At 60.3% G+C, this 19,701-nt stretch carries 15 protein-coding genes; 7 read left to right on the top strand and 8 right to left on the bottom strand.

The features are described 5' to 3' along the window. Positions 1-33: 33 nt before the first annotated feature. On the bottom strand, positions 34-1,320 hold the full coding sequence (locus G9X64_RS14445) for a GGDEF domain-containing protein (RefSeq protein WP_376766396.1): 1,287 nt from the start codon (positions 1,318-1,320) through the stop codon (positions 34-36). Positions 1,321-1,735: 415 nt separating this feature from the next. On the opposite strand from G9X64_RS14445, the gene G9X64_RS14440 reads away from it, so the two are divergent. Together G9X64_RS14440 and fhuF are read left to right on the top strand one after the other, a co-directional pair. Beyond that, on the top strand, positions 1,736-3,907 hold the full coding sequence (locus G9X64_RS14440) for a TonB-dependent siderophore receptor (protein ID WP_171376762.1): 2,172 nt from the start codon (positions 1,736-1,738) through the stop codon (positions 3,905-3,907). A gap of 9 nt (positions 3,908-3,916) precedes the next feature. Continuing rightward, positions 3,917-4,699 (top strand): siderophore-iron reductase FhuF, encoded by a 783-nt coding sequence (gene fhuF, locus G9X64_RS14435; RefSeq protein WP_171376761.1) that lies wholly within the window; start codon positions 3,917-3,919, stop codon positions 4,697-4,699. Between the two features lie 83 nt (positions 4,700-4,782). Here fhuF and G9X64_RS14430 read toward each other — a convergent pair whose 3' ends face one another. Next, positions 4,783-5,274 carry a GNAT family N-acetyltransferase gene (locus tag G9X64_RS14430; protein ID WP_171376760.1) on the bottom strand — a complete coding sequence of 164 codons (492 nt, stop codon included), beginning with the start codon at positions 5,272-5,274 and terminating at the stop codon, positions 4,783-4,785. 164 nt (positions 5,275-5,438) lie between these two features. On the opposite strand from G9X64_RS14430, the gene G9X64_RS14425 reads away from it, so the two are divergent. After that, positions 5,439-6,098, top strand: a complete 660-nt coding sequence (locus G9X64_RS14425; protein ID WP_171376759.1) for a sigma-70 family RNA polymerase sigma factor — start codon at positions 5,439-5,441, stop codon at positions 6,096-6,098. On the opposite strand, the gene G9X64_RS14420 is transcribed toward G9X64_RS14425, so the two are convergent. The 3 genes from G9X64_RS14420 to G9X64_RS14410 are packed head-to-tail and all read right to left on the bottom strand — an operon-like array spanning position 5,989 to position 9,594. Then, complete coding sequence (locus G9X64_RS14420) at positions 5,989-7,176, bottom strand: PLP-dependent transferase (RefSeq protein ID WP_171376758.1); 1,188 nt, start codon at positions 7,174-7,176, stop codon at positions 5,989-5,991. The two genes, G9X64_RS14425 and G9X64_RS14420, sit on opposite strands and share 110 nt — an antisense overlap. 10 nt (positions 7,177-7,186) lie before the next feature. Then, entirely contained in the window at positions 7,187-8,608 is a 1,422-nt protein-coding gene (locus G9X64_RS14415) for an MATE family efflux transporter (protein ID WP_171376757.1), read from the bottom strand. After that, a complete protein-coding gene (locus tag G9X64_RS14410; protein WP_171376756.1) occupies positions 8,605-9,594 on the bottom strand; it encodes a GNAT family N-acetyltransferase in 990 nt (329 codons plus the stop codon). Before G9X64_RS14410 ends, G9X64_RS14415 begins: the two co-directional genes overlap by 4 nt. Positions 9,595-9,799: 205 nt before the next feature. Here G9X64_RS14410 and G9X64_RS14405 point away from each other — a divergent pair, with 205 nt between their 5' ends. From G9X64_RS14405 to G9X64_RS14395, 3 genes are read left to right on the top strand one after another with little or no spacing between them, the layout of a single operon-like run. Then, positions 9,800-10,018 (top strand): MbtH family protein, encoded by a 219-nt coding sequence (locus tag G9X64_RS14405; protein ID WP_171376755.1) that lies wholly within the window; start codon positions 9,800-9,802, stop codon positions 10,016-10,018. 19 nt (positions 10,019-10,037) lie between these two features. After that, positions 10,038-14,030 (top strand): non-ribosomal peptide synthetase, encoded by a 3,993-nt coding sequence (locus G9X64_RS14400; RefSeq protein WP_171376754.1) that lies wholly within the window; start codon positions 10,038-10,040, stop codon positions 14,028-14,030. After that, on the top strand, positions 14,027-15,379 hold the full coding sequence (locus G9X64_RS14395; protein WP_171376753.1) for a lysine N(6)-hydroxylase/L-ornithine N(5)-oxygenase family protein: 1,353 nt from the start codon (positions 14,027-14,029) through the stop codon (positions 15,377-15,379). Before G9X64_RS14400 ends, G9X64_RS14395 begins: the two co-directional genes overlap by 4 nt. Here G9X64_RS14395 and G9X64_RS14390 read toward each other — a convergent pair. After that, a complete protein-coding gene (locus tag G9X64_RS14390) occupies positions 15,352-16,071 on the bottom strand; it encodes a 4'-phosphopantetheinyl transferase family protein (protein ID WP_171376752.1) in 720 nt (239 codons plus the stop codon). The genes G9X64_RS14395 and G9X64_RS14390 overlap by 28 nt on opposite strands. A gap of 209 nt (positions 16,072-16,280) precedes the next feature. On the opposite strand from G9X64_RS14390, the gene G9X64_RS14385 reads away from it, so the two are divergent. Then, a complete protein-coding gene (locus G9X64_RS14385) occupies positions 16,281-18,158 on the top strand; it encodes a HAMP domain-containing methyl-accepting chemotaxis protein (protein WP_171376751.1) in 1,878 nt (625 codons plus the stop codon). An 88-nt stretch (positions 18,159-18,246) separates the two neighbouring features. On the opposite strand, the gene G9X64_RS14380 is transcribed toward G9X64_RS14385, so the two are convergent. Together G9X64_RS14380 and G9X64_RS14375 are read right to left on the bottom strand one after the other, a co-directional pair. Beyond that, positions 18,247-18,789, bottom strand: a complete 543-nt coding sequence (locus G9X64_RS14380) for a nuclear transport factor 2 family protein (RefSeq protein WP_168315800.1) — start codon at positions 18,787-18,789, stop codon at positions 18,247-18,249. 81 nt (positions 18,790-18,870) lie between these two features. Continuing rightward, complete coding sequence (locus tag G9X64_RS14375) at positions 18,871-19,674, bottom strand: SDR family oxidoreductase (RefSeq protein ID WP_168315799.1); 804 nt, start codon at positions 19,672-19,674, stop codon at positions 18,871-18,873. Positions 19,675-19,701: the final 27 nt, after the last annotated feature.

Genomic DNA, 19,701 nt, shown 5'->3' with positions numbered 1-19,701 from the left:
GACAGCAGGAACAGCGTTTTTGCCGGAATTACTTCATTGGAGGCTTTGCTCGACCTCTGGAGAGTGGAGCACCACGCGGTTGCGGCCGGTCTTTTTGGCAAGGTAGAGCGCCGCATCCGCTTGTCGCTGCATGTGCTCTGCTGACACGAGCTCACTGTTTTGCATCAATATCGCTAACCCGATGCTGACAGTGACCCAGGGACCGACGCGGGAGGCAGGATTTGGAAGAGACGCCGCTTCTACTCGGCTGCGAATTCTCTCAGCGATCACCCCGGCCTCTTGTTCATCAGAGCCTGGGAGAAAGACGAGAAACTCTTCGCCTCCGTACCGGGCGACCTGGTCCCGCTCGTCTCTCATGCTGCTCTGAATGATGCCGGCAACTTTCACCAGGCAGCGGTCGCCTTCGGCATGCCCGAGATTATCGTTGAGGCGCTTGAAGTCGTCGACATCGCACATCAGCATCGCCGCGCCGCTCGTTCGTTTAAGGTCCTCGTCCCAGAAGTGATTTAGCGTTTCCATCATCGAACGCCGGTTGGCGACACCGGTCAGCGGATCGGTCCGTGCCAGCAATTCCAGCTGTGAGTTGGCATCGGTAAGCTCCGCGAGGCGACTTCGATCTCGCAACTCGAGCAAGAAAGTCTTCTGAGCGAAGATGGTTGCGGTGCGGCGGGCAACGACGGTTGCAGCCACACCGCTCGCGAAAAACAGCGTCCCGGCCAGAGCACTTCCCGCTTCAATGTCTGGATTGCGCAGTTGAAACACAAGGTAGATGCCGAGGGCAGCAGCGCCGATCGCCATCGCCCAACCGAGTGGGACGGGAAATATGATAATGGCAGTGACGGCCACAAAAAGCATGATGGTCAAATGCCGCTCATAAAACTCCCCACCGGTGTTAACACCCACCAAGGCGACCGACAGGAGGATCAGAAAAACTGCCGAGAGGAGGAAAACTCCCTGCACCCACAAAGCGTGCGGCCGCAGGAAGGCTATCGCGGCGACAAGAGCTGCGGGGGGAAGGATAGACGCTGGCCAAAGCATCGACATGACGGTTTGGGTCGGAAGCAAGATCGCATTGAGACCCAGCGTCAGAACGTCGAGCACGATGACCCAAACCATCCACGCGCGGATGATCTTGGCAGTCCGCGGCCAGGAGCGTTCGCGAAAAAGCTGAGCCAGTTCCCCATTGAAGCGGATATCACGCGTGCGTCCACCGAGCAGGCGCTCGACTTGCTCTACAATGGCCGGGCTCAACCTCTGGAGAGGTTTCCGCGAAGACGCCCTTACCGGTTTGATAGGAGCTGTGGTTCGCTCGGTATCCATGTGTCGGATCTAGGGAGCAGACGACCGGAGGCAAGACGAGCCGCGGAGTTCGCCAGAAAAGACGACGTGCTTGCCCTAATGATTTTGTGCCAGGGGACGACAGTATGTCGTTAACGTGTCATATCGGGCCAAAGTCTCACTTGTGCCAGGACGAATACACGGTTCGATTCCCATCAAAACCTGCAGATTAACAGTCGTGTCGGTCCGCACGTGATCTCTCGCACGACAGAACCGCCTGCGTTGGCAATTTACCCGCACAGAACGTTACGGGCCTCGATGCTGAGTGCAACCCCTTCGGGAGTGCTGGGGGCACAGATTTTATCGATTAAAAGGTGACTAAAATAATCATCTTATGTTGACAAGGCCAATTTCGCTCCATAGGTTCCGCCCGCATCCGTGGCGTAGGGACCAAGCAATGGCGCGTGTTTTTTTGAATGTTTCTAATAATGTATCGCGAATTTATAGAGATAGCCTATTTGTAACGACAGCGATCGTCCTGATCGGAAGTGCAGCATCGCCGGCTTCAGCCCAGAGCGCATCCGGAGATGCTGGCGCCACAACGCTGGAACCGATCGTCATTCAAGGCGCATCCTCTGATAGCAAGACCGACCGGACGTCCGTTGCCGCCAAGAACAGTTCGGCTGCGACCAAGATCAACACGCCGCTCGTCGAGACGCCGCGTTCGGTTTCGGTGACCACCGAGAAGGAAATCGAGCAGCGCGGCGCCCAGAGCATCATCGAGGCCGTGCGCTATTCGGCCGGCGTGACGACCGGGCCGAACGGCTTCGATCCGCGCTTCGACCAGATCTACATTCGCGGCTACAACGCCACGACGGTCGGCGACTATCGTGACGGCTTGCGCCAGCCCTACATCAACTACGGCACGTTCCGCACCGATCCCTATCAACTGCAGCGCATCGAGGTGATCAAGGGGCCGGTATCCGTGCTCTACGGCTCGGGATCGCCGGGCGGCCTCGTCAACAAGATATCGAAGCTTCCGACCGAAGAGCCGATCCGTGAAGTGGGTGTATCCTACGGCACCAAGGACCGGGCTCAAGCGATGTTCGATTTCGGTGGACCAATCAGCGAAGATAACGGCGATTTCCTCTATCGCATCGTCGGCCTTGCCCGCCGCGGCGACACCAATTTCGATATTGCCGACGACCGCTACTTCCTGGCGCCGTCCTTCACCTGGAAACCGGACGAGGGCACCTCCTTCACGGTGTACGGCCTGGCGCAGGCCGACGAGACCGACTCGAATGTCGGCGCGATCACGACCTCGGACGGGAGGATCCTCGACATCAGGGCGAGCGATCCCGACTATGACTATCAGAAGGTCAAGCAGCAGCAGATCGGCTATCAGTTCGAGCATGAATTCGACAATGGCCTGACATTCCGGCAGAACCTGCGTTATTCGCATCTCGATCTCAAGGCTCGCTACCTCGGCGTCTTGAGCTGGACGGACACTGTTGCGCATCGGTACCCGAATTCGATCCGCGACGAGATGAACGTCTTCCAGGTCGACAACCAGCTCGAGGCGAAGTTCGATACCGGCCCGCTTGCCCACACGATGCTGTTCGGGCTCGACTACACCAATCTCCAGTCGAGTTTTGGCTATGGCCTCGGAGCCGCCGATCCGGCATTCGACTTCGATATCGCCAATCCGACCTATGGAGTCTCGGGCGCTACCCCGGACTATAATTTCTTGGCTTCCGATGCCGATATGCGGCAGGTCGGCATCTACGCCATGGACCAGATCGAGGTCGGAAACTGGCGTTTCAACCTCGGCGGCCGGCAGACCTGGGTGAACCAGACGCGAGATGCGACCTTGCCCTCGGCCAGCTCGGAGGAGGTCGACAAGAATGCCTTCTCTGTACAGGCAGGCGCGCTTTACCTCTTCGACAACGGCATCGCGCCGTTCGTTTCCTACGCCACCTCCTTTGATCCGGTCACCAACCGGTCGAGAACCAACACAATTCTTCCGCCGACGAAGGGTGAGCAATACGAGCTCGGCGTGAAATACCAGCCTCCCGGCTCCGATATCCTGCTGTCGGCCGTCGCCTATCACATTGTCGAGCAGAACAAGCCGAGGCTCGCCGATCCGCTGACCTTTGCCTACGACTCCCAAGGCGAGGTGACCGGAAAGGGCATCGAGCTTGAAGCCCGCGCGGCAATCGCCGACGGTCTCGATATCATTGCGGCCTACACCTACAACGACTCCGAGGTGACCGGGGGCAACAACGTCGGAAATACTCCGGCCATCACCCCGACCCATATTGCCAGCCTTTGGGCAAACTACACTTTCCAGGAAAGCAATCCCTTCAACGGTCTGTCGGTTGGCGCGGGCGTGCGCTACATCGGTGAGACCTGGACGGATGTGGCCAATACCTCGAAGAACCCTGAGACTTTCTATGTCGATGCATCCGCCTCGTATGATTTCGGCGCGGTCGACAAGAAATACGAGGGCCTGACGGCAGCCTTTGCCATCCGCAACATCGCCGACGAGCGCGAAACAGTTTGCGAAGAAGGCTTTTGCTATCTCGGCCAGGGCCGCAACATGACCGGCACCCTGAAATACCGGTGGTAAGGCACGGCAATGGAGACAAACGGGGTCTTCCAGCGCCCGACCCTGATCGCTGACCATCCTGTCGCCCATCAGGCCGTCGACCTCGACGGTCTGGTGGGCGACGGCCCGTTCTCCTATTGCCGCGGCAAGCTGCTCAGCGCTCTTCCCCAGATGGGCATCGTCATTTCCTGCAGGGATCTTTGCGACCGAGCGATCTTCGACGAGATCATTGGCCGATATGCGCAAAAATTTCCGGGCAGCGACCGTCGTGCGATCGTCTCGATGTGGACACTCTACTATTTTAGCATGCTGACGATTGCCCCGAGCGTCCATATGTTCGTGCACCGGATCGGGCTGTCGTTGGAGATCGACCGGCTTTCGCTCGTCTGCAACGAGCATACGGGCGAGCCGGAAGCATTCGTGATGTCAGGGAGGCCGGAGGTGACGACTGACCCGGCCGGCGAGCTTCACCGGCTGATGCTCGGTCACGCCGAGCCCATCATCGCGGCGATCGCCGCCAACGCCGGAGTCGCACCGAAGCTTCTCTGGAACAATGTAGCGGCCTATCTCTCCTGGATTCTGAAGGAGATCGCTCATCGCCATGAGCCCGTCCTCGTTGAAGGCGGCCTGGCACTGCTGGAAGAAGCTCAATGGCCGGGCGGCGAGCGCAACCCGATGTTCGGCATGATCCGCATTGCACGCCAGCAATGCGGGCTCGAATTCGTGCGCAGGAAAGTCTGCTGCCTGCGCTATAACCTGCCGGGCGTCGGCGGCTGCGGCGAAGCCTGCCCGCTGCCGGAGGGGCGCCACTAGCTCCTATCGTCCACCGCGCGCAGAGACGGGTGCCCTGCGCGCCAGTTATTGCCAATGCGCGCCAAGCAGAAAGTTCCCTCGTCTCAAAGCGTAGCCTCGCCTGCCTGGACGCCGGCGAGTGGCTTGACCATAAACAGGCATGGATGGTCCTCGTGCCAGAGCTTTGCAAAGACCTCAGCCCGCACAAATCCGGCCCGGTCATAGAAGCGCCGCGTCGCCTCGAACTGCGGTTCGTCGAGGCCGCGCGGGGCGAGCGTCTTGACCGTCAACAGCCGCGCACCCGATTCATGGCCGAAACGTTCGGCCGCATCGATGAGATGGCGTCCTGCGCCGCGACCGTGATGTTCGGGTCGTGTCGCGATCAGCGCGATCTCGACAGCGCCGGGCGGGTGCGGCTTCAAGGCCATCAACGCAGTCACGACATCCGCTTCGACATAGCCGAACACCGGCAGGTCTTCGATCGCCTGGGCGCTCGCTTCGATAACCTCGGGTTCTGAAAACCAGTCGGGCAAAGCCCCCATGATCGATCGGCAGAGCTCCGCCTTGCCGGTCAGGATCTCAACTGTTTTTCCCATTTTTTTCTCGCCTCCGCTCGGTCGATTTAAACTTGACTCCTGTTATCACCTTAAAATAGACACTGCAATCAAATCGTGTACTTCAGCTCAAAAAAGGAGGCCGACACCGAACCGGCCAGCAACGACAGAGCCTGATTTTCCATTTGTAAAAAGGGTACAGGACAATGCACGCATTGCATCGTGATGTGAACGGAAATGCCGTGGTCAACGCCATGATCGAAAACAAGGACAAGCTCCTTAAAACGATTGAAAGCGTTGCCAAATCAAAGTCATATTCCGAGGATATCTTTCAAGATGGAGTCATTAAAGCCTATGGGGTCAAGACCGACGACATTCGTTGCCCGATCGGCTACGCCTTCCGAATGGTCTACAATCTCGCACTCGACGAGAGCCGCCGGCGACGTCAGAAGATGAACAACCATAGGTCGATAGACCAGATTCAGGAGATTACGGCTCCCATCCCCACCGTGCTCGACCAGATCGTCGCTGCCGAGACCCTGCGCAATGTGCTTGCCTCGCTCGAGGCGTTGCCGAAGCGAACCAACGATGCCTTCATTCGCCATCGCCTCAACGGCGTGCCGCAGAAGGATATTGCAGCCGAACTCGGCGTCTCAAGGACCCTCGTCAACTTCATGATCAAGGCGGCAGAGGAACATTGCCATCTGGCGATCGCCGAACCTGCCTTCCGCCCCGATCATGCACACCGACAGGAGCCTAGCGTTTCGCCGCGTGCAGCGCCTGCTGCAAATCGCTCCACAGCAGTTCCGGCTCTTCCAGGCCAACAGCGAAACGAACTGTCTGCTCGCTCACGCCGAACCGGATGAACGAAGTCATCCGGTCGGGGATCTGCAGCGCGACCTTGGCGGGGACCACCAGCGTTTCTGGTCCCCCCCAGCTGACACCGAGGCGAATGTCGCGAAGGCTATTCACAAACCGTGCGACATCGATATCGGGATTGAGGTCGAAGGCAAACAGCCCGGCATAACCCGTCAGCGTCGCCCTTTCGGGATGCTTCTGGAATGCCGGGTGACGAACGCGTCCGATCGCAGAATGCTCCTTCAGCCGCCCGGCCAGCAAAAGCCCGCTGCGCTCATGCTCCTTGAGACGGACACGCAGCGTGCGCATGCCGCGCAGCAGCAGCCAGGCCTCGAACGGTGACAGTTTGGCACCGACATAGGGGTAAGACGTTGAATTGATCCTGGCGATGGCCTCTTTCGAGCCGACGACGACGCCGGCGACCGTATCGCTGTGACCGCCGAGATATTTCGAGGCGGCGTGAATGACGATATCGACGCCATGCTGGATCGGTTTCTGAAAGAGCGGCGTTGCCCAGGAATTGTCGATAATGGTGGTGACGCCGGCCTCCTTCGCCATGGCCGACAGCGCCGCAATGTCCTGAAGCTCGAAGACGAAAGATGTGGGGTTTTCAAGGTAGAGCAGTTTGGCACCCGACAGCGCCTTGCGGACCTCGTCATGGTCGGCGGGATCGACGAAATCCACCGCGACACCGAGCCTGGCAAGCAGTTTCACCAGAAGGCGGTAGACGTCGTTATAGAGATGGCGGACCGCAACGACCCGATCTCCCGCCTCAACAAGACTGAGGATTGTCGATGTAATGGCGGCCGTTCCACTGGAGAAGGCACGTCCATCCTCTGCGCCCTCGAGGCGGGCGACCAGGAGTTCGAATTCGCGGACCGTCGGATTGTCGCCGCGCGAATAGATGTAGTTGCGCGTGCGTCCGGCAAAGACATCCTCCATCGCCTCGTAACTGTCGTAGGTGAAGAGCGATGTCTGGAAGATCGGCGGAGACACGGCGTTGAATGCCGCCGGATCGACAGGCGTAAAGAGATCGTCAGCGGCCGCATGGGCGCCAAGGTCGTGCGGGTTGATTGACTGGTTCATGGTCATCCTCTCATGGACAAAAGCTGGGATATGGACGGATGGAGGTCAGATGGTCGGCAGAACGCTGCCGGAGCGCGCTGAGCGTCCTCGCCAGGCAGACGGCCGACAGCAGGCCGGTCAAAGCAGAGGCCAGGAATATTGCTGCCAGCAGGCCTGAAAAGCCGAAGAACGGCGGCAGAAGAGCAAGCAGCGGAAAGAGAAGATACCCATTCTGCGCCAGACCGATGGCAACCGCCGCTTTCGGTTTGCCCTGAGCCTGGAAGAGGATCAGCACCGTTTGCCGCAGGCCGAATAGCAGAAGCGGAAGATGGGTTGCGATGATCGCTTGCCCCGCAATATCAATCACTGTCGGATCGTCGGTGAAGAATGCGGCAAGCTGTTTGGAGAAGGCGAGCGCTGCGAGCCCATAGGCGCCACTCACCGCAGTGGTGACCACTGTCAGGATGCGGGCTGCCGACAGCACCCGGGCCATATCGCTTCGGCCCCAGGCAAAGCTCAAGATCGACTGGGCCCCGAGTGAAATACCGATAACGGGGAGCGTTCCCACAGCAAGCAGCCGCAAGGCAATCCCGACACCGGCGATACCGGCTTCGCCGTGATAGGTGCCGGCGAGCGATACCACGGCTGCAATCGCGCCTGCGGTTGCGAGGCTGGTCAGCGTCGTCGGTGCGCTCACAGCAAGGACAGGCCTGAGATAACCGATATCCCTCCACCGCCAGCCAAGAGTCAGCCGGACCGTCCCAAGCCGCCTTGCGTGGTAAACAGCATAGATGCAAAGCGCAACGAGCTGCGACAGGATGGTTGCGATTGCCACGCCCTGCAGGCCGAGACCGAAACCGAAGATCATGATCGGGTCGAGGATCATGTTCAGCGCAAAGCAGGCGACCAGCGTCCACATGCTGAAGCGGGCATTGCCCTCAGCTATCGCCAGGAAATCGAGAATGATCTGCGCCATCGTCAGTGGCACCGAGACCGCAATGATCATCAGATAATGTTGCGCGAGCGGCTGAAGGGCAGGCGTGGCGCCGAACAGCAATAGATCTGGAAATGCGACGATTGCGACAGCGCTGGCCGCGCCGAAGACGACGCCGGCCGCAAGGCTGATCGAAGCAATGGTGCCGGCCCGGGCTCGATTGCCGGCACCGAGCATCCGCCCGACCTCGGTTGCGACACCGACGCCGATCCCTTCGCCGAAGGCGGCGATGAGCATCAGGACCGGCAAGACGATCATGATCGCCGCGATCTGGTCTTCACCGATCATGCCGACGAAGATCATGTTGATCGTGTGATGGGCGGCGTTGATCGACAGGCCGAACATGGCCGGCAGTCCGAGCCGAAGCAGCAGCCTGAGAAGCTCAGGACTGGCAAGGTCCTCCGGTGCGAGACGCGGCCGTCTCCGGAAGCTGCCGCTTGCGTCGCTCATATCGTTCATGATGCCGGCACCCAGAGACGATCGCCGAAGAAGCGCTCGCGGCCGAGCATGACCAGGAGCGCCCGCTTATGCGGAAAATCGAAGTGCTTGACCTTGGCAAAACCCGAACGATCGAGGTTGCGGATCTGCTGTTCGTGACTGGCGCGCGGCTCGCCGACGATGCGCTTCGTGCGCGGGTCGTCGAGGAAGATGAAATGCATCAGCGAGGGAAGCCATGCGCTGATCCATTTCTTGCCGCGATAGCCGGGCTCGCCGATCGCGACGTGCCATCCGCGATCATAGTCGTCAGCGTCGTAAAAGGGACCGAGCCGGTTCTCTTTGGCCCAGTAGACCTCGAAATAGCCGAAGGGGATGTCGGCGAAACTGCCGATCAGCGGCAGGACATGCGGATCGGCGATCCTCTCTTCCAGGATCTCCCGGTGCTTGTCGATCGAACCCGCATCCTCCCAGATCGTGTTGACCTGTTCGTCGTTCATCCAGCGATGAAATGCTGCAAGATCGGTCTCCGGATCGGCCACCGTGAAGGTGATTTCCCGTTCCAGCCAGGGGATGAAACGCTTGTAGATCGTGCCCTTCGGCTTTGAGGGTCGACGCGGATGATACCGGCCCGCGGTCATCTCCTGTACGGGCGGCAGCGGATAGGACAGCTGCGGCAGCCACAGTGAAGGCCATTGCCACAGGATCGCCGAATCGAGCCTTCCGTCCGGGGCCGCAATGTGCGGCGGTAGGCTTGCCTGATGCCCTTCAAAGACGACTGAGGTGATCGAGCGATCTTCTGCCGTCACGGCTTCGGCCGCCGCCATGAGAAGCTCTGCCGATTGCACCGGATCGCCATGGTAGAAGGTCACAGACGCGATGCCGGCCTCGACCTCGAATGCGGCTTCGTGGTGGCCGTAAGCGGTCTTGAGGTGGATGAGATTGGGGGCGAGGCTGACGTAGCTGCGCGACTGCAGAGCGCGCCTCTGTTTGACGGCGTCGAAATCCATGATGTTCTCCTTGGCCGGTCGGGGTTCGGTCGGGCTTTTGGCGCTGCGAGCATGAAGCGTGCTCATGCGCCGATTTAGTAGAATGACGATCCGTCTCCCGCTGGGTTTAGGGGTAAACGAAGAAAAAAATTCTCATCAATTTTCTAAACTGCAGCCTGCCGGATCCGTCACTTGCGCATGATCATCATCACCGCAGGAGCTGCGAATGGATAATCTTGACCCTCACGACGATCTCTGGATCGCCGTCATCGACACCGAGCGTCGCTACTCGGTCTGGCCGCAGGACAAGCGGATTCCCCTGGGCTGGGAGCCGGCGGGTTTTGCCGGTTCGCGCCAGCAATGCCTGGCGCATATCGCTGTCGTCTGGGCAGATCCGCGCCCCCTCTCCTTGCGCTCGGCAATCGCCGGCGATGCGCGTCTCTGAAAACGGCTGGATGGCACGGATGAACAAACAGATCACAAACTTCGCAGATGCCTACCCGACCGATGCGGCAACGGACACGGTCTTCGAGAGCTTCCCGCTGACGATCGCGCAGAAGCGTATCTGGTCGCTGGAGCAGATCGGCAACGACACGGTGTTTCCCGACCAGGTCATTTCGCTGCGATTGAGCCCGGCGGTTGACGTCAAGACGATTGCCGGCGCCTGGCGGACGCTGATGGCGCAACATCCGTCGCTTGCCACCCGGTTCCGCCGGCTGGCGGGCGGCCGCGTCGAGCAATACTGCGGCGCATTGACCGCAGTACCGATCGAGATTGTCGGCGAACGTGCTGCTCTTGCGGAGGCCGATGCGTTGGCCGCCCAGAAAGCCTTCCGCGACCGGCGCTTCGATCTCCTTGCTGCTCCGCCGGCGCGCGTTCAGATTGTCTTGCTTGCCGATGGGCAGTCTCTTCTGACGATCCTGCTTCATCCGATCATCTGCGACGACTGCGAAAAATCCGTTCTTGCCGGGTCGCTGGCGCGAATTCTCGATGGCAAGCCCGTCGGCGACATGCATCCGCTAGAAATCTCGGCCGGGACACGGGAGGCCGATTGGCTGCAGACGGAGCAGGCGCTGGAATCCCTCTCCTATTGGCGGAACAGGATCGGTCTCGACTACGCCGCCTCGACCTTTCCCACCCGCTTCAACAGCGGCGGGCTGGCAGGCGTGGCGCGCGCTCAGCATCGATTTTCGATCGAGCCCGGTCTCTGGGAAAAGCTCGGTCGACATGCGCAGCATAAGGGATATCAGGTCGAGCGCGTACTTCACGCCGCCTTTTGCGCGCTGCTGGCGCGCTACAGCGGCAACTATGCTTTGCTGACCGGGCTCCTGATCGCGCGGCCGGGGAAAGAACACTTTGCGAACCGCGGCCGTGCCGAACAGGTTCTTCCCCTTATCCTGTCGCTGACATCAAGAAGCTCTCTCGACGATGTCATTGGAGCGATCTCATCGGCAACGGAGGAGGGGCTTGCCCGGCTCGTTCCGCTGGAGCGCATCACGCAGGAACTGGTCGTCGACGAAGCGGCTGCCCAGGAAGCCGTGGTCAAGGCGCTGTTCGAATTCCGTGAGTCGTATCCGGTCCCCGGGCACGCAACCAATCTGGAACCTCTGGGCGCACGCGCCGATAGCGAGCTTTCCCTGGTGATCGAGGCGGGCCTGGATGGGACCGCATCCGGGCTCATCGATTATGCCCAGGATCTCTATGACAGCGCCCTGATTGCCCGCGTTTCCCGGCATTTCATCCTTGCGCTCGAACAGTTCGTCGCACGGCCGAATGTCCGCATCAAGGACATCGAACTCGTGGGGAGTGATGAGCTCGATCATTTGTCGGCGCCCTACGAAGACGAAGTTGTCAACGATGACAGGCCGGTCCACGAGCTGATATCGGCCCATTCGCGCCAGACGCCGGGGAAGACGGCGATCGTCTATGGCGACGAGGAATGGAGCCATGGCTGGCTGGAAGCCAGCACCAACCGTCTCGCACGCCGGTTGCGGCATCTGGGCGTTCGCGCCGAGGTGACGGTCGCCATCTTCATCAAGCGCTCTCCGGAGGCAATCGTCGGGATCCTCGCGACGCTGAAGGCGGGCGGTGCCTATATCCCGGTCGAGCCCGACCATCCGCCGGTGCGCAACCACCACATTCTGCGCGATGGCGGTGTCAAGATCGTTCTGACCCACAGCTGGCTTCGCCATCGGCTGCCGGAAGAGCTCGACACCATCATCCTCGAACTCGACAAGATCGACCTCGACGGCGAGCCGGATACGCCGCTTGATATTCCGATCCACAAGGATCAGCTCGCCTACGTCATGTACACCTCCGGATCGACAGGATTGCCGAAGGGCGTGGCTGTCGAGCACGGGCCGCTGACGCACCATCTGCAAAACACCTCGCGTATCTATGGCATGAGCTCTGACTCCCGCGAGCTGCCGTTCCTGCCTTTCAGTTCGGATGGCGGGCATGAGCGATGGATGAACCCGCTGATGGAGGGCGGCAGCATCATCCTGCCTGACCAGCCGCTCTGGACACCGGAAGAGACATTGACGGCGATGCGCAAGCACGGCGCCAACAATGCCAGCATTCCGACCACCTATCTGCAGCAACTGGCGGAATGGGCAGATGTGACGGGCGGCGCGCCGCCGATGCGGCTTTACTCCTTCGGCGGCGAAGGGCTGGCGCAGCCGACCTTCGATCTATTGTCGCGGGCGCTGAAATCGGAATGGCTGATCAACGGCTACGGGCCGACCGAAACCATCATGACGCCGATGGTCTGGAAGGTGAGGGCCGGCACGAAATTCCAGGGGGTCTATGCTCCGCTCGGTCGCGCTGTCGGGTTAAGGCGCGTCTATGTGCTCGACCCCGATCTCAATCCGTGCCCGATCGGCGTGACCGGCGAGCTCTATATCGGCGGCGAGGGTATCGCACGCGGCTATCTCGGCAAGCCGGACACGACGGCGGACCGCTTCATCCCCGATCCGTTCTCAAGCGACGGCGGCCGGCTTTATCGCTCCGGCGACCTGACGCGTTGGCGTGATGACGGAACCGTCGAATTCGTCGGTCGTGTCGACCATCAGGTGAAGCTTCGCGGCTACCGGATCGAGCTGGGCGAGATCGAAGCGGCTCTCCTCCAGCAACCCGGCGTCGGCGAAGCCCTGGTCGTCCTGCGCGATGACGATGCCGGCGGCGACAAGGCGCTCGTTGCCTACGTCGTTCCCAAGAAAGACGAGACGTTGGACGTCGAGACGATCCGCGCCGGCCTCGAACGCAGCCTGCCATCCTACATGGTGCCGTCTGCCGTGGTCGAACTGGAAAAAATGCCGACCAATCCGAACAGCAAGCTCGATCGCTTCGCGCTGCCGGCGCCGCAACCGGTCAAACGTGCCATCGTCGAGCCGGCGACCGTGCTCGAAGAGGAGGTGCTGGATGTCTGGCGGCAGGTTCTCAAGCTGGAAGCAATCAGCGTCGAGGACAATTTCTTCGCGATCGGCGGCAATTCGCTGGGCGCGATCCGCATCCTTTCGCAGCTGCGGCAGCGCCGGCCGAAAACCCCGCTCATTGTCGCCGATATCTTCAACAATCCGACCATACGCTCTTTTGCCGGCGTGATGGAGCAGGGGGACCAACGGGATCTCTCCGAGGTGATCGTGCTGCGCGCTTCCGGCAGCAAGCCGCGGCTCTATTGCTTCCCGGGGCTTCTCGTCAGCACCCGCGAATATGTCAAGCTCGTCGACTATCTCGGAGCCGATCAGCCGGCGACCGGCTTCATTTGCCACTCGCTTTCAGAGAAAAAGGCAGTCGGCGCTCCGGTCGAAGAGATTATCGAGAGCTATGTTGACTATATCAGGACGCATAGTCAGGGAGCGCCCTGCTATTTCCTTGGCTGGTCGTGGGGCGGTCTTCTTGCTTATGACGCTGCCCGCGCCCTCGGTGGCCAAGTCGACGTCAGGATGATGGCGATGGTCGATGTTTGCGACCTCGGATCGGAATTCGCGATCGGCGCCAAGCCGCGCTTCCGACCGGGCGAGCGCGATGCGCTCCATCGAGACGTACAGGCATGGCTTCAAAAGACGGCGATGCGCCCCGAATGGGACCGGCTGCTGTCAACGATGGACGCGGATACCTACGATCAATTCCTGCGCTTCGTCGGCGACGAGAAGGACCCTCTTCCGACCGACGGACCCGATATCAGCAGCCGCGAGCATACCTTCTGGGTGCTGATCGACAATGCCCTGATCTTCCGCAAGCACCGGCTCGTTCCTCACGATGTGCCGATCTACCCCTGGGCTGCCGACGACAGCCTCAACCGCGGCCTCAACCTGATCGACTGGCGCCGCCTGTCGCCGCGGGCACGTGCGGCCGAAATCATCACCGGCACCAACCATCTGCACATGATCGGGTCTCCCGCCTTCCACTCAAGGCTCGCCCTGCGTCTCAAGGAAACAGAGAAGGATATCGCATGACCGTCGCTTTTGCCCGCAGGGATGCCGAACCGCTGGATATTGCCGGCATCGGCATCGGCCCCTCCAATCTGAGCCTCGCCTGCCTGTTCGAGTCGGTGCCCGAGATCAGAAGCCGTTTCTTCGAGCGACGAGACTCGTTCGACTGGCATCCGGGTATGATGATGCCCGGCGTCGAGCTGCAATCGTCTTTTCTGAAAGACCTCGTCACCCCGGTCCTGCCGACCAGCCGCTGGTCATTTGTCTCCTATCTGGTTGCCCATAAGAGGCTCTACGCCTTCCTGAACGCCAATTATGACGCCGTTCCCCGGCAGGAGTTCGCGCGCTATCTCGCTTGGGTCGCTAACGGCGTGGACGGCCTGCGCTTTGGAACGGAGATCCGCAACGTCGAGCACCGCGACGACCGCTTCTTCCTGCGGTTCGACAATGGGCAGGAAGAGGCGCGAAACCTGGTAATCGGCACGGGGTCTTCACCTTTCGTGCCCGACTGGGCAAAACCGTTTCTAGGCGCCGACTGCTTTCATAACAGCGAGGCCAAATCGCGTCTCAGCGATCTCGGCGCCGCCCGCATCGTCGTGGTCGGCGGCGGTCAAAGCGGCGGTGAGGTCGTCGAAGCCCTGCTTGCCGATCCTGGTTCCATGCAGGAGCTGACATGGATCAGCCGGCGTCATAATTTCGAGCCGATTAACGACACACCGTTTTCGAACCAGGTTTTCTCACCGGAATACGTGCGGGCCTATCTGAAGCTCGGCGGCGAGCAGAAGCAGGCCGCTTTGAAGAACTCGATCCTGACCAGCGACGGCTTGTCGATTTCGACGATTCACGCGATCTATCGACGCCTCTATGCGTTGCGTTATCTCGAGCCGAGCACGCTCAACGCATCTCTGGCCCCAAATCGTGATGTGATCCAGATGGAGCGGAACGGCAATGCCTATCGGCTCATCGTCAGGAACCAATTCGACGGTGGGATCGAGGTGCTCCATGCGGATGCGGTGGTTCTGGCAACCGGCTACCGGTTCCGATTGCCCGATGCTCTCGGCTCGCTGGGCGACAGGATAACGCTCGACAGAAACGGCTATCCGCTTCTCAATGACGACTACACGATGCAGTGGACGGGTCCGAGGGCCAACCGGCTGTTTGCGCAGAATGCGGGCCGGTACTCGCACGGTATCGCCGACTCTCAGCTCAGCCTCATGGCCTGGCGCAGCGCAACTATCGTCAATACGCTTCTCGGCCGGCAGCACTTCGATGCGGAACCCGACAACGGGCAACTCGCCTGGGCGACGGAGACCGCTTCCGCAATGCCTCATCAGCTCCGAACCGGCTATTCGGACGGCATGCTGTCGTCCTGAAACAGGCGTGTCGAAATGCCGGGGAACCCGGATTGAGAGCAAGCAGCCAGCGCGACGACGTGCTGGCTGCCGCTTTCGACCAGACGGTGATGCCATCGCCGGTCACGATCGCCGCCATCGACCATGACGGGGATACCATCCTTCCAGGAAAAGGCGACGTTGCGGGGATTCTCGCGCAGCCCGACGCCGAGTGCCTTCAGATGGCTCTCCTTCAGCGTCCAGAGTGCAATGGCCGCGCGCGCGCGTTCGCGCGCAGGCAATTCCGCAAGGCAGCGCCGTTCGTCCGCGCTGCAATAGTTATCCACTGCCGCCGCTTCGATCTCGGTATCGACGCGTTCGCAGTCTATTCCCAGGTGGTCACATCCTGAAGCGACAGCGACCGCGACAAGCCCGTCGGTATTTGCGAGGCTGAAATGCGGCCTCTCACGCCCCTCAAGCCTCAGCTTGCCGCGGTTGTCCGGGGACAACAGGAGCTTGCCCGGCAATATCCCGGTATGCACGCTCAACAACCGCCGCAGGAGATACCGGCCGGCAATGAAGGAGATCCGATCGCGCTCGAACCGGTAGGTCGCAGCCCGCTCCCGTTCATCCGGTGAGAGCGACTGCATCCAGCGGTTCCAGTCTCCTTCGTTCTTGGAATACGGCCAAAGCGCGATTTCAATGCCGGCAGCTTGATCTTCAGGTTGGTGCATTTTCACTCGCCGTGGCAGCTATCTCCCTGAATTTTCAAGAACTCTGGGTCGTAACGCGTTTAATTGATCGCGGAAGTATTGGTCAACTCAGAAGATCTTCGCAAATGCGGCCAGAACATTGTTTAGTTAATACTAAATTATGGAATCCGGTGCGAGATCTTGCATAAGCCGGCACGCAGCTCGTCCCAGCTATCTTCGAGGAGACCCGCATGAAACGCCCGAGTATCAAGCAAGCCCTGATCTTAAAGTTGTCGATCATCACTCTGTTCATGGTTAGCCTGTCCTATGTCTCGCTGAGCACGATTTCGACGCTTCGTGCCAATACCGAGCAGATCGGGACCTTCTGGATGCAGCGGCTTGTGACGGCTCGCGAGATCAAGGATGACTTCCTCGACCTGAAACTGGTCTATGCCCAGTACCTCCTGGAGGATACGGCGGAGGAGCGGATGGTCGGACAACAAAAAATCGATGCCGCCGGCGCTGCGGTCGAGAAAGTCGTCACCGAATACGAAAAAGGCCTCCGCACCGAGCGTGGACGCGAACTGATCAACCAGATGAAGCCGGAACTCGCCAAATATCGCGCGCTGGCAGAGCAAATGATCGCGCTTGAAAATGACGGGAAGACGCCTGAAGCAATCCGTCTTTTCAAGGAAAATATGGAGCCACAAGCCGAGCTGGTGAACAAGGCGGTGGCGGATCTGGTCACTTTCATTCTCAGCCAGGCCGAAGGCTTTGTAGCCGCGAGCGGTGCTTCCGCGCAATCCGCTTTCACGCTGACGGCCGCGATCGCAGCGCTGGCCGTGCTTCTTGCCATAGCCGGCATCTTATTTGCGATATCGGGCATCGCCAACCCAATCCGAAGCATCGCTTCCGCCATGAGGCGCCTGTCGGATGGCGATCTTGACAGTGATATTCCCTATGCCGGTCGCGCCGACGAAATCGGCGAAATGGCCGGTGCGGTTGAAATCTTTCGTCAGAATGCCCTCAACGTCGTCAGGCTCGAGAAGGAAGCCGCCGAATCCCGCAGCGAGAGCGAGGCAGCGCGCGCCGCAGCCCAGCAGCGCGCCGAACGCGAGGCGGAACAATTGCGCTTCGCGACCACGACATTGGGCGAAGGCCTCCGGCGGCTTGCATCAGGCGACATCTCCTTCCAGCTTTCGGAGCAATTTGCGGCCGAATATGAAGCCCTGCGCGAAGACTTCAACGCTTCGCTCCGGCAATTGGGCGCGACCATCGGCGCCGTGCTCCAGACGGTACACAGCATCGATAATGGTACGGGTGAGATTGCATCTGCCGCGCAGGATCTTTCCAAACGCACCGAACAACAAGCCGCCTCCCTCGAGGAGACGGCCGCAGCCCTGGACGAGATCACGTCGAATGTGACGATGGCGACCAAACGCACCGACGAGGCGCGCAATGTCGCCAAAGAAGCCGATATCAGCGCCCAGCGGTCGGCAGCGGTCGTCTCGGAGGCGGAAGGGGCCATGCGACGCATCGAGAACAGTTCACAGCAGATTTCGAACATCATTAGTGCAATCGATGAAATCGCCTTTCAGACGAACCTCCTGGCGCTGAATGCCGGCGTTGAGGCTGCCCGTGCGGGTGAGGCGGGCAAGGGTTTTGCTGTTGTCGCCCAGGAAGTCCGTGAGCTCGCCCAGCGAGCCGCCCAAGCGGCCAAGGAAATCAAGGGCTTTATTCAAAAGTCATCAACTGATGTGGAAAATGGCGTGAAACTGGTTCTTGAAACCGGAACCTCGCTCAAGTCGATCGGTGAGTACGTCGCCCAGATCAACCAACTCATGGACGCGATTGCCACATCGGCGCGCGAGCAGTCGACTGGACTTGCCGAGATCAACACGGCCGTCAATCAGATGGACCAGGCGACCCAGCAAAATGCGGCGATGGTCGAGCAGTCGACGGCTGCCGTTGCCTCGTTGTCCTCCGAGGCAGGCCGCCTGCGGGATCTGGTCAACCAGTTTCAATTGGACGGCGACAAAAGCACGGCGGACGTGCAGCGCAGCGGACGGGCCTTTGAAGGCAACACGCCAATCCACTTGGTCTCTTCGCGGCGCGTGACGCAAAGATGACGCGCGGATGACGTCAGATCAGATACACGAGATAAGTTGACCTCCGTCCTGACGATTGCTGCATGGATCCAGCATGTGGCCATTCCGGCTAATCGGCCGGGGTCACGCGGGTCCAGAACGCGTTGAACACGACCGAATCGAAGAAGGCCGAGGCGCGGACAATACGGCCGTCGCGCATGTCGAGAAACCAGGCATAGGTGTTGGCGTAAGGCTCCCCGTCGCGAGCGATGCCGCGAGCGTCGAAAACGACGATCACAGTGTCGCCGTCGGCATAGACGTTGCGGATCGCGGGCTTCAGCGGCGCCTTCATGCGGGCATTAAACGGGCGGATCACTTCGCGTAAAAACGCCTCGCGACTAGGATAGGTCTTCGATGCCAGCGAATAGCCCTCGATCGTCCAGCGGGCGTCGTCGGCGAGGAGGTCATAAGGGCTGCCTGTGCCGGCCGCCCACGCTTCAAAGCCAGCCTCGACGGTCGTCTTGTTGCGGCGTTCGGTTTCGGTCAGCGTCTGCGGTGCAGCGCGCGCTTCCAGCCCACCCAGAGCCAGAATGGTGGCGGCGATACCGAGGGCAGCGTTGAAGATGCGGCGGAGAAAGGATTCCGGGCTGCGGACAGTTGCGGTTGTGGACATGGTTTCCTCCAAGGGTCGGGTTGGTGGCGCGACACCCGCTGGCCGGATGCCGCTTGCAGCGCTCGCCGCCAAAAACTCTGCTCAGATCTGGTTTTCCCAGGCTCTCAGCTGATGCTCCTTCAGCATGTCCTCGATGACCTTCGGAACCACGTTGCGGAACCTGCCGGTGTCGGCCGGAACGATGTCGATCATACGGTCGATCATTTCCTTCGGGTCCATCTTACCTTCGGGGGTGGCGAAGAAATCGTCGAAGCCCTTGCGAAGATCGCCGCGCTTGGTGAAGTTCTTGCTGTCATCCAGCCAACGGAACGGATTGTCGGCCATCGTCTCGTTGTAGCCGGTGTAGTAGGCGCCCGGATTGATCGTCTGGATCTTGATGCCATAGGAGGCGAGTTCCTGCTGCAGCGCTTCGGCGATCGATTCCAAAGCGTGCTTGGTGGAGACATAGGTGCCCCAGTTGGCCGGAGTGAAGAGGCCGCCCATCGAGGACGTGAAGACCACCTTGCCCTGCTTGCGTTCGCGCACCCATTTCTGGACGACGCCCTGGGTCAGCACCAGCGGCAGGAAGACGTTGACTTCGTAGTTCTTTCGAACGAGCTCGATCGGGATTTCCCAAACCGGGCCGGCTTCGCCCATGCCGGCATTGTTCCAGAGGACGTCAAAGTCCCAGCCCTGCGCCTGCCTGATGTCGTAGGGGTCGGTGAGGTCGAGACGCTCGACGCGGAAGTTCTTGTATCCGAGGGCGGCGACTTCCTCACGCAGCGGCGTGACCTGCGACGAAACCTGTGTGGTCGCGATGATGCTGTGGCCGTTCTTGGCCATGCCGATGGCGGCAGCCTTGCCGAAGCCGGAGCCTGCACCGGTGATCAAAATGGTCCTGGTCATGCGACATTCCTTTCGATATTTCGGGGT

This window comes from Rhizobium sophorae (assembly GCF_013087515.1).
Taxonomy (GTDB): Bacteria; Pseudomonadota; Alphaproteobacteria; order Rhizobiales; family Rhizobiaceae; genus Rhizobium; species Rhizobium sophorae.
This window is presented reverse-complemented; position numbering and strand designations above follow the sequence as displayed.